The following is a 13,105-nucleotide window of genomic DNA, read 5'->3' as shown; positions in this document are numbered from 1 at the left end:
ATACACTTAATACAATATAGGGAGAGAATGTGTTTGTCAACTAAAAATGTTAGAAAAATTTGGTATTAAAAAAAGATAAATTGGAAAAAATAGGTCTGATATAGAATGGAGGGTTAGTCATGAAGCGAGTTTTTGGAATACTTTTTTGTTTCATGTTATTGCTTTCTGGAACTTCAGTGAGTTTCGCGCAATCTGAGAAAACGAAGCCAGAGAAAACAGAAGAAACAACGCCGAAGTTAGCGGAACAAGCGTCGTCAGCAATCGTAATTGAGCAAGATACAGGTAAAGTTTTATTTGATAAAAACCCAAATGAAAAATTACCACCTGCTAGTATGACAAAGATTATGACAATGCTTTTAATTATGGAACAAGTTGAAAAAGGAAAATTAAAACTGACCGATAAAGTTAGAGCGAGTGAACATGCAGCTTCAATGGGTGGATCGCAAATCTTTTTAGAACCTGGGGAAGAGATGACTGTAAATGAGATGTTAAAGGGTATTGCAATTGCATCTGGAAATGACGCATCTGTTGCAGTAGCCGAGCATATCGCAGGTTCAGAAGAAGGATTTGTAAATATGATGAACAAAAAGGCGAAAGATTTAGGGCTGAAAAATACACATTTTCAAAACCCAACAGGTCTTCCGGCCAAAGACCATTATTCGACAGCAAATGATATGGCTATAATGGCGAGAGAATTGATGAAGTATCCACTTATTCGTAAATACACAGGTAAGTACGAAGATTATTTACGTGAAGATACGGATAAAAAGTTTTGGCTCGTTAATACGAATAAACTAGTACGTTTTTATCCTGGCGTAGATGGAGTAAAAACAGGTTTTACGACAGAAGCGAAATATTGTTTAACAGCATCGGCTGAAAAAAATGGTATGCGTGTCATTTCAGTTGTCATGGGAGCACCAACATCAAAAGAACGGAACAACCAAGTGACGAAGCTTCTTGACTATGCATTTGGACAATATATGACAAAGAAATTGTATACGCGCGGCGAAAAAATTAAGACAGTTCAAGTAGGAAAAGGGAAAAAAGAAAAAGTAGATTTAGTTGCGTCAGATAATGTTTCTCTTCTTATGAAGAAGGGCGAGAATATGGACAAGGTAAAACAAGAAGTAATTGCTGAAAAGAAAGTAAAAGCACCGATTAAAAAAGGTGACGCGCTTGGCACCCTTGTTATAAAAAAAGATAAAGATGTTTTATTAAAACAAACAATTATAGCAAAAGAAGATGTTGCTGCAGCGAGCTGGTGGGAGTTATTTAAAAGAAGTTTTGGGATGTTTTCAACATCAAAATAGCGGCAAATATTTTGCCGCTTTTCTATTCGTATGTAAGTGAATAATGCTGAAAGGTTTCACTTTATGACGAAATAGTTCTTCTTTTGTCAGCAGGAAGGATTCTTATTTTATATCACGAAAATCTTTATGTATGTGAATAAGTAAAGTTTGAGCATAAGGAGGAAATCGTGTGAGTCTTTCCATGCAATTAGAAGTAAAACGTGACGTCCTATGTGTGAGACTAGAGGGTGAATTAGATCATCATACGGCTGAAGAGTTGCGAACGAAAGTAACAGATATGATTGAGACACATGGTGTTCATCATATTGTTTTGAGCCTAGAGAACTTATCGTTTATGGATAGTTCTGGTCTAGGTGTTATATTAGGCCGATATAAACACGTAAAGGGATTAGGTGGAGAAATGGTTGTTTGTGCAATTTCACCGCCTGTTAAGCGTTTATTTGAAATGTCGGGCTTATTCAAAATCGTTCGCTTAGAAGAAAGTGAAGCGCACGCGCTCGCGACGTTGGGGGTGGCATAGATGAGAAATGAAATGAACCTTCAATTTTCAGCATTAAGTCAAAATGAATCATTCGCTCGCGTTACAGTGGCGGCTTTCATTGCACAACTAGATCCAACGATGGAAGAATTAACGGAGATTAAAACAGTTGTGTCAGAAGCGGTTACAAATGCAATTATTCATGGATACGAAGGAAATGCAGAAGGTATTGTTTATATTTCTGTAATTTTGGAAGAAGCAATGGTGAAACTCACGATTCGAGATGAAGGGATTGGAATCTTTAACTTAGATGAAGCGAGACAACCCCTTTTTACAACTAAACCTGAATTAGAGCGTTCCGGAATGGGATTTACTATCATGGAAAATTTTATGGATGAAGTAGAAGTTATTTCAAACGAATCTTTCGGGACAACAATCCATTTGACAAAATACTTATCAAATAGTAACGCTCTATGCAATTAAGGAGAATAGCCTATGGACATAGAGGTCAAAAATGAGAAGAAGAAACCTCAGTTAAAGGACCACGAGCTAAAAGCGTTAATTCAAAAAAGTCAAGATGGAGATCAACAAGCGAGAGATACAATCGTTCAAAGTAATATGCGCCTCGTTTGGTCGGTTGTACAGCGGTTTCTTAATCGAGGATACGAACCAGACGACCTATTTCAAATTGGATGTATTGGGCTCTTGAAATCGGTAGATAAATTTGATTTATCTTTCGACGTGAAATTTTCAACATATGCAGTTCCAATGATTATTGGTGAAATACAACGTTTCTTACGCGATGATGGATCAGTGAAAGTTAGTAGGTCTTTAAAAGAAACAGGAAACAAAATTCGAAAGATGAGAGATGAGCTTTCGAAAGAATTCGGAAGGGCTCCAACGATTAATGAAGTGGCAGAGGCACTAGAACTAACGCCAGAGGAAGTTGTTCTAGCACAAGAAGCGAGCCGGGCCCCTTCATCTATACATGAAACTGTATATGAAAACGATGGAGATCCAATCACTATTTTAGATCAAATTGCAGATCAATCTGAAACGAAATGGTTCGATAAAATTGCTTTAAAAGAAGCGATTAGAGAACTAGATGAACGAGAGCGCTTAATTGTATACTTGCGTTACTATAAAGATCAAACACAGTCAGAAGTAGCAGAGCGCATAGGCATTTCGCAAGTACAAGTTTCAAGACTTGAAAAGAAAATATTAAAACAGATGAAAGATCGAATAGACGAATAATTGTCTATTCGATTTTTTTATGCCGTTAATAGGAGAGAGATGTTAATTTTCGCAAAAATTAACAGAATTTATTGATAATTTAGTCAATTTAAAATATAATCCAAGTATGAACTTGTCATAAAGGGGGAAGGAAACATGGAAACGAGGCAACAATGGGGAACGAGAGCTGGATTTATTTTCGCAGCGGTCGGATCTGCCGTTGGATTAGGAAACATATGGCGTTTTCCTTATACAGCGTATGAAAATGGAGGAGGAGCATTCTTTTTACCGTATTTATTTGCATTATTAACGACTGGTATTTCATTGTTAGCGTTTGAGTTTGCCCTTGGTCATCGTCATCGTGGCTCAGCACCACTTACATTTTTCCGTATTAGCCCGCGTGCAGAATTTATTGGATGGTGGCAAATGTGCGTAACATTTATTGTTTCAACATATTATGCAGTGATTATTGCTTGGTCTATATCGTATACATACTTTGCAATTACTGGAGCATGGGGAAAAGACACGCAATCATTTTTATTTAAAGAGTACTTACATGTTGCAGATAAGCCAGGACAATTTGGAGGACTTGTACCAGAAGTATTAATTCCGTTAGCTCTCGTTTGGATTATTGTGCTTGGCGTTGCATTTAAAGGAGTTAAAAAAGGAATCGAAGTTGTTAACCGTATATTTATTCCTTTATTAGTTGTTATGTTCCTTATTATCGTTGTTCGTGCAGTGACGATGGAAGGTGCTATGCAAGGACTAGATGCATTCTTTAAACCAGATTGGAGTCGTATTTTTGATGGGAAAGTATGGCTTGCTGCTTACGGTCAAATATTCTTTAGTTTATCTTTAGCATTTGGAATTATGATTACGTATTCTAGTTATTTACCGAAAAACTCGGATACAACAAATAATGCCTTTATTACTGGATTTGCAAACTCAGGATTTGAATTATTAGCAGGTATTGGGGTCTTTGCAGCTCTTGGATTTATGGCAAATAATATGGGAGTACCGGTTGATAAAGTAGCAAGTGCTGGCGTTGGGCTTGCGTTCGTAGTATTTCCCCAAATTATTAATGAATTGCCGATGTCACCGTTGTTTGGTGTTTTATTTTTCTTATCGTTAACGGTTGCTGGAATTACATCACTTATTTCACTCGCGGAAGTATGCTTTGCCGCTGTATCTGAAAAATTCAGTTTAAGTCGGGAAAAAACTATTGGAATTATGGGAACCCTTCTCGTGTTAGTTTCTCTTGTTTTTGCAACACGTGGTGGACTTATGTTCTTAGATGTTGTCGACTATTTCGCTAATAATTTCGGATTAATTACAATTGCACTTGCGGAAGTAGTTACGATAGGGCTCATTTTACGCCGTTTACCAGATTATCAAAATCATGCCAACTTTGTATCTGATATTAAATTAGGAACGTTTTGGAGAGTGAGTTTACTCATTATTACTCCGCTTATGTTAGGGTATATGCTAATTGATGGTACAATCCAAAATATTAAAAAGAACTACGGAGATTATCCGACTGAGTTTGTTGTAACGTATGGTTGGTCGATAGCAGCAGCATTCCTCATAGTTGCAATAATCATTGGCCTGAAAAAATGGGATGCACAAATTCATTCGGATTCTGCCAAGCTTGAAAAAGAATGGAAAGATCGAGGTGTTTCATAATGAGTGGATCAGCGATTATGATGATGGTTATTGGAATAGTAGTTATTTGGGGAGGGCTTGCATTAAGTATTGCAAACTTATTTAAGAAAAAGGCATAAGTAAAAAACATCTGTACCGAAATGGTGCAGATGTTTTTTTATGAAAAAATTGTATTAGAAAAAAATTCAATAACCATACTACAACTACGAGGAAGAGTGAAGGGGTGAATGAAAGTTGGAACAAACGATTTATATTAAAATGCGCAATCGTTTAAAAGTTTCTCCTACTTATGAAGTAAAGCTGGGCGATGTTGCTCAACTTGCCGGAGATTCTTCCGTAGTTGAGTTGTTACAAAATGAGATAGTTTACAAAATAACAGCGCATGATAAGACGCATGTTGTAATTGATGTTATGAAAGTAATTGAGATTATTCAACAGAAAGCATCTCACGTACAAATTAATTTACTCGGTTCTGGACAAACTCTTGTTGAAATTATATACGAAAAAAAGAAGACACACCCAATTTTTTTCGGGCTTGTATGGCTGTTACTGTTCATTGGAGCGGCCCTTGCGATCATTTATTTCCATGAAGATGTAAGTATGCAACAAGTACATCAACGGTTATATTACATGATTACTGGAGAATTTAATGCACAACCACTTTTATTTCAAATTCCTTATTCTTTAGGTCTTGGCTTAGGGATGGTTTTATTCTTTAATCATGTATTTCAAAAGCGAATTAATGAAGAGCCGAGTCCGTTAGAAGTTGAGATGTTTCAATACCAACAGTCACTTGATCAGTATGTAATCGTTAATGAAAACAAGGATAATATGAAACAACTTGCCGATGATTGAGTCTGGATTTGTTATTTTAATTGGTTTAGCTGGAGGGATTGCGGTAGGTAGCGGATATGTCGCATTTTTAGCTGTACTTGGTATAATCCCCCGTTTAGCTCAATTAACGAGAAATGGAAAGCATATTCAATATTTTGAGTGGGCAGTCATTGCAGGTACTTTAACAGGGGCTTGGTGCAGTTTGAAAAACATTACATTTCAAACGTCGCAATATTGGCTCGTTATATTAGGGATATTTTGTGGCACATTCATCGGAATGCTTGCTGCGGCATTAACAGAGGTGTTAAATGTTCTACCTATTTTAGCGAAACGAGTAGGGGTAGAGGGGAAGATTATTGTTTTACTCGTTGCTCTTGTACTTGGGAAAGTAATAGGATCGTTGTTTCACTGGATTTATTTCGTAAAGTAGGAGGCAGTATATAAATGACAAGTCAGAAATTGAAGGATGATTACATAAATAAAGTGAAGGAGTATCATCCAAAGCCAAACTATTTACTAAATTGTATCAAAGCATTTCTTGTAGGTGGACTCATTTGCACAGTTGGAGAAGTATTGATGAAATTTTATATACATTATTTTCACTTCAGTGAACAAGAGGCAGGAAACCCAACTGTTGCAACCCTTGTTTTATTATCCGCGATTTTAACAGGGTGTGGTGTATATGATAAAATCGGTCAATTTGCTGGAGCAGGATCAGCGGTACCGGTAACAGGATTTGCAAATTCTATGGCGAGCGCTGCCTTAGAACATAAGAGCGAAGGGGTTGTTCTAGGGATTGCTACAAATATGTTTAAACTGGCAGGAAGTGTGATTGTATTTGGGGTTGTTGGTGCATATATCATTGGGTTAATAAGGTATACCTTTAAAATTTTTATGTCTTAAAGGAGGGGCTAGTATGAGGTTGACCGGAAAACAAACGTGGGTATTTCAAAATGATATATATGTGAATGCAACGGGTACTGCTGTCGGTCCGAAAGAAGCTGAGGGCCCTCTTGGGAAAAAATTTGATACTTCATATGATGACTTGCATTGTGGAGAAGAAAATTGGGAGCTTGCCGAACGAAGATTAATGTCAGACTCAATTCAACAAGCAGTGCAAAAAGGGAATATAAAAACATCGCAAATTGATTTCTTTTTAGCGGGAGATTTATTAAATCAAACAGTGACAGCAAATTATGTTGCGCGTAAATGGGGCATTCCTTTTTTAGGAATGTTTAGCGCTTGTGCGACGTCTATGGAGACTTTAGCAGTTGGCTCAGCTTTTATAGACGGTGGATTTGCAAATCGTGTTTTAGCTACAGTAAGTAGTCATAATGCAACGGCTGAAAGACAATTTCGCTATCCAACAGAGTACGGTGGACAAAAGCCAGGGACAGCAAATTCAACTGTGACTGGTGCAGGGTCTATATTAATTAGCAATGAAAAAAGTGCAATTAAAATTACGTCGGCTACAATTGGAAAAGTGCAAGATTTAGGAATCACAAATCCTTTGGATATGGGAGCAGCGATGGCTCCAGCAGCAGCTCATACAATTCAACAACATTTTGAAGATTTAAGAAGAAGTGCCGATGATTATGATTTGATTGTTACGGGTGATTTATCAGCTGTTGGGACGCCGATTGCGAAACAACTTTTACTTGAGGAAGGTTATGATCTTGGGCATATATACAATGATTGTGGATTGATGATTTATGAATCAAGTCAAGAAGAAGTGTTTGCAGGTGGTAGTGGTTGCGCTTGTTCAGCAGTTGTCACATATGGTCATTTATTACACGAGATGCAAAAAGGGAATTTACAACGAATTTTTGTCGTTGCGACTGGTGCATTATTAAGCCCGATGATGATGCAACAGAAGGAAACGATTCCAACAATTGCACATGGTGTCGTATTTGAGAGAGTTAAAGGAGAGTGAATTGTGGATTTTATATATGCATTTCTTGTAGGTGGAGTTATTTGTTTAATTGGGCAACTATTGTTAGATTTCGTAAAGTTAACACCAGCTCATTTAATGGCAACTTTTGTAGTCATCGGAGCAATTTTAGATGGATTTGGATTGTACGATAAACTAATAAAGTTTGCAGGTGCTGGAGCAACAGTCCCTATTACAAGTTTTGGACATTCACTATTGCACGGAGCAATGCATGCAGCAGAAAAACATGGATATTTAGGAATTGGTATTGGCATGTTTAGTTTAACGTCTGCGGGCATTTCCGCAGCGATATTGTTTTCGTTTTTTATAGCACTTATATGTAAACCGAAAGGATAAATCAAATGAGACGAAGGGTTGTTTTGGTCACAGATGGAGATGAATATGCAAAGCGGACAATTGAGCTTTTAACGAAGGAATTTGGGGGAAGGTGTATTTCAGCATCACAAAGTAATCCAACCAAATTGACAGGGAAAAAAGTTGTTGAGCTTATTATGCAAACGCCATATGACCCTGTATTTGTCATGTTTGATGACAGTGGATTTATTGGAGAAGGATCTGGTGAAAAGGCTTTAAAATATGTGGCTACCCATAAACAAATTGATGTGCTCGGTATTTTAGCGGTAGCGTCTAATACGCATCATTGGGAATGGGCACGTGTAGATGTAAGTGTAGATCGGAACGGGAATTTAACCGAATACGGTGTTGATAAATTTGGACTTCCAGATGGTGAAATTGGCAGAATTAGCGGAGATACAATTTATTGTTTAGATGACTTGAATGTTCCTGTCATCGTTGGAGTCGGTGACATTGGTAAGATGTGTGGAAATGATGAATGGGAGAGGGGATCACCTATTACGAAGAAAGCAATTCAATTAATTTTGGAAAGGAGTGGTTTTTATGACGAAGCCTAAAAAAGTGGATATCCCTATATCAACTTTCATAAGTGACAATGAAAATTATTTAAAGCAGACAGTTGGACTAGGCGTTACATACGATGTTGGTATTCGTAAATTTCAAATTTTGAATAAAGAAATTGGTGTGTTATTTGTAAACGGACTTTGTGATACAAATTATATTATCCCTATTTTAGAAGAAGCGGTGGATACAAATGAGATAAGGGATGTAGAAGAAGATACAGTGAAGCTTTTAGAGAATCGCTTAATCCATCAACAAGTAAGTAAAGTGAAAACGATGGATGAGGTAATGCTCCAAGTATTATCAGGACTCATCGTGATATTTGTGGAAGGTGAAACGGAAGCGTTCGCAATCGATGTTCGTAGTTATCCAGGGCGAACGCCGACAGAACCAGATACCGAAAAGGTAGTACGCGGTGCAAGGGATGGATTTGTTGAAAATATCGTTGTAAATACAGCATTAATCCGTAGAAGAATTCGAGATCCACGTCTTCGAAATGAAATGGTTCGAGTAGGAGATAGATCACAAACGGATATTTGTATTACATACGTTCAAGATGTTGCAAATCCAGATTTAGTAAAGATTATAAAACAAGAATTAAATAACATCGATGTAGATGGAATTACGATGGCGGATAAAACAGTAGAAGAATTTGTTGTAAAGCAAAGCTATAACCCATTCCCACTTATTCGATATACAGAAAGGCCAGATGTAGCAGCAAATCATCTACTAGAAGGACATGTGTTAGTACTTGTTGACACATCGCCAAGTGCTATGATTACACCGACAACATATTTTCATCATTTACAGCACGCGGAAGAGTTTAGACAAAATCCAGCTGTCGGTACATTTTTACGCTGGGTGCGCTTTTTAGGTGTTATATTCTCGTTATTTTTATTACCATTTTGGTTAGTGTTTGTATTTGATCCAACTCTTTTGCCAGCAAATCTTGCTTTTATTGGACCGACTAAGATGACGCATTTACCAATTTTATTACAGGTGTTAATGGCAGAGGTCGGACTTGAGTTTTTAAGGATGGCAGCCATTCATACTCCAACGCCGTTATCGTCTGCAGCAGGGTTGATTTCCGCTATATTAATTGGTCAAATTGCAATTGATGTAGGTTTGTTTGTGCCAGAAGTGATTTTGTATGTAGCAGTTTCGATGATTGGTGCATATGCAACACCGAGTTATGAATTAGGATTAGGGAATAAGGTTGGGAAATTGTTTGTTATTATTTTAACAGGCCTCTTCCATGAGATGGGATTTGTAATTGGTATGACGATATTAATTTTATTTTTAACGTCTATAAAAAGTTTACAAACACCTTATTTATGGCCGTTTTTACCATTTGATTGGGGCGCATTAACAAAAATTTTACTCCGTCCAACGATGTCTAGTTTAAAAGTACGACCAAGTATTGTAAGACCTCAAAATGTAAAAAGACAAAAATAAACGGGATTATACACCCGTTTATTTTTTTTAGCAAAAATTTATTATTTTTTAACAAAAATCAAACATTTTTTGTGTACACTTAGAGTAGATATTGTGTATGGAAGGGGAAGAGGACATGATTAAATTATTTGTAAGTGATTTAGATGACACGCTCGTTTACGATGTGAATCATATGCAAAAAGAAGATGAACGTGCGCTGTGTTGGTTAGCTGAGAAAGGGACAAATATTTGTTTTGCCTCTGGCCGCTTTACACACAGAATTGATGAAGTTGTAAAAAGGTTTTCATTCCCATATTACACAACTGGCTTAAATGGAGCGACAATGTTGCTTCCGGATGGAAATTTATTTCATGAATCGAGTTTTGAAAATGTGGTTGCCCAGGAAATATATCGATATATACATAAAAAAGGACTAGCGGATATTGTTTGTGCAAATGAGCAGCGATATACAAAAAGGAAGAATGAACATCACCATAATTTTGAAGCGTATATGGGCGTGCATATCGCTGAAATTGAAGCGTTAGAAGAAGAGTTTGGTAAGACTGTACACCCTGCAAAATTGTTTGTTTTTGGAGAAGAAGAGAAAATTGTGACGTTAGATCAAGAGCTACGAGATATGTTTCAAGGCGAAGCGGAAGTTTTTATATCAGGTAAACGCTATGTTGATATTATGCCAAGAGGCGTGAGTAAGGGGAGTGCTCTAAAGCGACTAATGGACCATTTGCAAATTGAAGCAAATGAAGTTGCTTGTATTGGAGATTCTTTCAATGATATTTCTATGTTTGAAGTAACCCCGCATTCATTTACTCTTCATCATGCCCATCCATATGTAAAGGAGAAAGCAAATCATATAGTGCGTTCGGTTGAAGAGGCTGTTATGAAATTACCGTTACTTGTATAAAAAAAGAAGCCCGTCACTGGCGGGCTTCTTTTTTACTTGAATAAAGATTTAACAAAATCAATGATACTTGAGAAGAAATCTTTCACTTTATCTAGAAAACTTTGTCCTTCTTCAGAACCTAAGAAGGCAGAAACGTGTTCTTTTGCTTTGTTTAATTGACTACCAACTTGATTCCAATCGATATTAAGATTTTTCATTTTATCAAATAACGATACTAAGTTATCTAACTGTTCATCTGTCAATGTAATGCCGAGTTGATCAGCAATTTTTTTAATTAATGAACGTAAATCTTCTGTTGTTTTTGGCTGTTCTTTTGCAATTTCTTCTTTAATTTTTGCAACAAGTTGAACTGCTTTTTCTTCACCAATTTTATCACCAAGCTGGGCTGTTTGTACCATTTCTTCATTCGCTACTTTTTTAACTTCTTCAGGAATTTGTTTATTGGACGCAGTTTCGTATGCTTTCATTAATCCAGTTAAAGCTGCAGTTCCTGAAACTTTAAAAGGTGCAGTAATTTGAATTTCTGCATCTTTTACACCTGCTGTAATCAAAGCGTTAGTGTACATTGCATCTGTTACCCAGTTAATGTTCTTTGATCGTACAATAAGACCAGATCCTGGTTTTGTGTATGTAATCATAGAAGAAGAAATTGCTCTCGTACCAATTTGTGCTTTTGGAACAATGCCTTCTAGAAATTTATGTTCTTCCGCATTAGATACAGTAATAATTGTAGCATCTTTCGGTGCTTTCATTTCTTTTAACAGATCTTGTTTTTGTTGTTCAGATAAGTTCTCTCCTAATGTAACAATTGATTCTCCCTCGATGATGTCTGCAAACGAAGCTGTTGGCATCATAAATACCGTTACAGCTAATAGCAGAGCTAGTAATTTCGTTTTCACGAAAAATCGCTCCCTTTCTCTTTCTAAAATTTTCGGGCAACAAAGTTATTATAGTATATATTTCTTATTTGTCACCTAGCTTTTTCCACATTTCAAAAAAGAAGTATCTAGATTGTCGGATTCTTTTTGTTTCTAGTCATGAATGTGGTAATATAGTGCTGAGATACTTGAAAGGAGACATATACGTATGAAAACTTTAGGATACATATTAATGGAAAACGGTGAAAAAATCGACTTGGAATTTTTCCCAGAAGAAGCACCGAAAACAGTAGAAAACTTTAAAAAATTAGCAGAGCAAGGATTTTATGACGGTGTTACATTCCACCGTGTTATTCCTGGCTTCGTAAGCCAAGGTGGAGACCCAACAGGTACAGGTGCAGGTGGCCCAGGATACTCTATTCCATGTGAAACTGATGGAAACCCTCATAGACACCTTGTAGGATCACTTTCTATGGCTCACGCTGGCCGTAACACAGGCGGTAGCCAATTCTTTATCGTTCATGAGCCACAGCCGCATTTAGATGGTGTTCATACTGTATTCGGTAAAGCAACAAGCGGTATTGAAACAGTATTAAAAATGCGTCAAGGCGATGTAATGAAAGAAGTTAAAGTTTGGGAAGAATAAGGTAAGGAAAAAGAGAGCTTTTGCTCTCTTTTTTATTTTTAATGAGATTGAGTACTACTTCTACAGCTCATCATACAAGTAGTATTGTTGCTAAAATATATTGCTTGTGAGAACAAACCTTTAACCAATTACATAGAATACATTACATTATATGTTTCAATAAATATTTTTTGTTATATTAATTTTGCTAGAATTGTGCTGCTTTAGAGTAACTATAAATGAAGTGCTGTTGAATGATATGTTTCTTTCCATTCCATATAGAATTTTCTTTTTTTAACTCTATTTATTAAAGGAATAGTGCTGAAACATAGATTTGACTTTCTTCTTTTCGCTTTGTATGATTATCAAGTTGTTTTAGACTCTTCTCACTCTGTTGAAAATATTGTAAAATGAATGTGATATGAAAAGAGTGATTGAGGGGATTACTAGTTTGTAACTTTTGTAAGAAGGGATAAGGGTTATGTTAATTCGTTTTAAAAAAAGTTATGAAAAAATTGCAATGGGGCTTCTTTCGTTTATGCCAACTGAAAAAGATGTGAAAACATTACAATTGACAATGAAAGAATATGAAGCAAAAGATGATTGGCAATTGTATTTGTGGAAAGAAAATGAAGATTTTGTTGGAATAATGGGGATTGTAAAAAAAGAGAATCAAGTATTAGAAATTCAGCATTTGAGTGTGAACCCGTCTCACCGTCATGTGGGGATTGGGACGAAGATGGTTCAAGAGTTAAAGAGTAAATTTCTTGAGTTTACAATTTGCGGAAATGAGCAAACAGCAAGTTTTTGCGAAAAATGTAAAGGGCTAGAACAAAATATACATTCGTGAAAGCAGAGATAAG

The 13,105-nt window shown here is 36.4% G+C and carries 17 protein-coding genes; 16 read left to right on the top strand and 1 reads right to left on the bottom strand.

All coding sequences use genetic code 11. The features are described 5' to 3' along the window. Positions 1-119: 119 nt before the first annotated feature. The 14 genes from dacF (at position 120) to DN399_RS19950 (ending at position 10,739) form a co-directional block, all read left to right on the top strand. Positions 120-1,310, top strand: a complete 1,191-nt coding sequence (dacF, locus tag DN399_RS20015) for a serine-type D-Ala-D-Ala carboxypeptidase DacF (protein ID WP_049106604.1) — start codon at positions 120-122, stop codon at positions 1,308-1,310. Positions 1,311-1,479: 169 nt separating this feature from the next. Beyond that, positions 1,480-1,830: an anti-sigma F factor antagonist gene (spoIIAA, locus tag DN399_RS20010; RefSeq protein WP_000059135.1), complete on the top strand. Its 351-nt coding sequence runs from the start codon at positions 1,480-1,482 to the stop codon at positions 1,828-1,830. Further along, positions 1,831-2,271: an anti-sigma F factor gene (gene spoIIAB / locus DN399_RS20005; protein WP_001243398.1), complete on the top strand. Its 441-nt coding sequence runs from the start codon at positions 1,831-1,833 to the stop codon at positions 2,269-2,271. Between the two features lie 12 nt (positions 2,272-2,283). Next, positions 2,284-3,042 (top strand): RNA polymerase sporulation sigma factor SigF, encoded by a 759-nt coding sequence (sigF, locus tag DN399_RS20000; protein ID WP_000350729.1) that lies wholly within the window; start codon positions 2,284-2,286, stop codon positions 3,040-3,042. Between the two features lie 135 nt (positions 3,043-3,177). Beyond that, entirely contained in the window at positions 3,178-4,704 is a 1,527-nt protein-coding gene (locus DN399_RS19995) for a sodium-dependent transporter (RefSeq protein WP_149149902.1), read from the top strand. Then, positions 4,704-4,802 carry a methionine/alanine import family NSS transporter small subunit gene (locus DN399_RS19990; RefSeq protein ID WP_000016826.1) on the top strand — a complete coding sequence of 33 codons (99 nt, stop codon included), beginning with the start codon at positions 4,704-4,706 and terminating at the stop codon, positions 4,800-4,802. Before DN399_RS19995 ends, DN399_RS19990 begins: the two co-directional genes overlap by 1 nt. 115 nt (positions 4,803-4,917) lie before the next feature. Then, on the top strand, positions 4,918-5,538 hold the full coding sequence (locus DN399_RS19985) for a stage V sporulation protein AA (protein ID WP_000438369.1): 621 nt from the start codon (positions 4,918-4,920) through the stop codon (positions 5,536-5,538). After that, positions 5,531-5,947, top strand: a complete 417-nt coding sequence (gene spoVAB, locus DN399_RS19980; protein WP_049106600.1) for a stage V sporulation protein SpoVAB — start codon at positions 5,531-5,533, stop codon at positions 5,945-5,947. Before DN399_RS19985 ends, spoVAB begins: the two co-directional genes overlap by 8 nt. Before the next feature lie 14 nt (positions 5,948-5,961). Further along, complete coding sequence (gene spoVAC, locus DN399_RS19975) at positions 5,962-6,420, top strand: stage V sporulation protein AC (RefSeq protein ID WP_000203810.1); 459 nt, start codon at positions 5,962-5,964, stop codon at positions 6,418-6,420. Between the two features lie 13 nt (positions 6,421-6,433). Next, positions 6,434-7,450 (top strand): stage V sporulation protein AD, encoded by a 1,017-nt coding sequence (spoVAD, locus tag DN399_RS19970; protein ID WP_006921412.1) that lies wholly within the window; start codon positions 6,434-6,436, stop codon positions 7,448-7,450. Between the two features lie 3 nt (positions 7,451-7,453). After that, positions 7,454-7,804, top strand: coding sequence for a stage V sporulation protein AE (gene spoVAE, locus DN399_RS19965; RefSeq protein ID WP_000345916.1), 351 nt, complete (start codon positions 7,454-7,456; stop codon positions 7,802-7,804). A gap of 5 nt (positions 7,805-7,809) precedes the next feature. Next, positions 7,810-8,379 carry a stage V sporulation protein SpoVABEA gene (gene spoVAEA / locus DN399_RS19960; RefSeq protein WP_001254415.1) on the top strand — a complete coding sequence of 190 codons (570 nt, stop codon included), beginning with the start codon at positions 7,810-7,812 and terminating at the stop codon, positions 8,377-8,379. After that, complete coding sequence (gene spoVAF / locus DN399_RS19955) at positions 8,366-9,838, top strand: spore germination protein SpoVAF (protein WP_000165595.1); 1,473 nt, start codon at positions 8,366-8,368, stop codon at positions 9,836-9,838. The genes spoVAEA and spoVAF overlap by 14 nt, the downstream gene beginning before the upstream one ends. A gap of 97 nt (positions 9,839-9,935) precedes the next feature. Next, positions 9,936-10,739, top strand: coding sequence for a Cof-type HAD-IIB family hydrolase (locus tag DN399_RS19950; RefSeq protein ID WP_002024734.1), 804 nt, complete (start codon positions 9,936-9,938; stop codon positions 10,737-10,739). 32 nt (positions 10,740-10,771) lie between these two features. Here DN399_RS19950 and DN399_RS19945 read toward each other — a convergent pair whose 3' ends face one another. After that, a complete protein-coding gene (locus tag DN399_RS19945; RefSeq protein WP_000850515.1) occupies positions 10,772-11,638 on the bottom strand; it encodes a DUF1002 domain-containing protein in 867 nt (288 codons plus the stop codon). A gap of 187 nt (positions 11,639-11,825) precedes the next feature. Here DN399_RS19945 and DN399_RS19940 point away from each other — a divergent pair, with 187 nt between their 5' ends. Beyond that, positions 11,826-12,263: a peptidylprolyl isomerase gene (locus DN399_RS19940; protein WP_000853782.1), complete on the top strand. Its 438-nt coding sequence runs from the start codon at positions 11,826-11,828 to the stop codon at positions 12,261-12,263. A gap of 460 nt (positions 12,264-12,723) precedes the next feature. Next, positions 12,724-13,092 (top strand): GNAT family N-acetyltransferase RibT, encoded by a 369-nt coding sequence (ribT, locus tag DN399_RS19935; RefSeq protein WP_000908401.1) that lies wholly within the window; start codon positions 12,724-12,726, stop codon positions 13,090-13,092. Positions 13,093-13,105: the final 13 nt, after the last annotated feature.

This window comes from Bacillus sp. AR4-2, assembly GCF_008274865.1.
GTDB classification, from domain to species: Bacteria; Bacillota; Bacilli; order Bacillales; family Bacillaceae_G; genus Bacillus_A; species Bacillus_A cereus.
The sequence above is the reverse complement of the archived record's forward strand: the minus strand, read 5'-3'. Positions and strand labels throughout refer to the sequence as shown.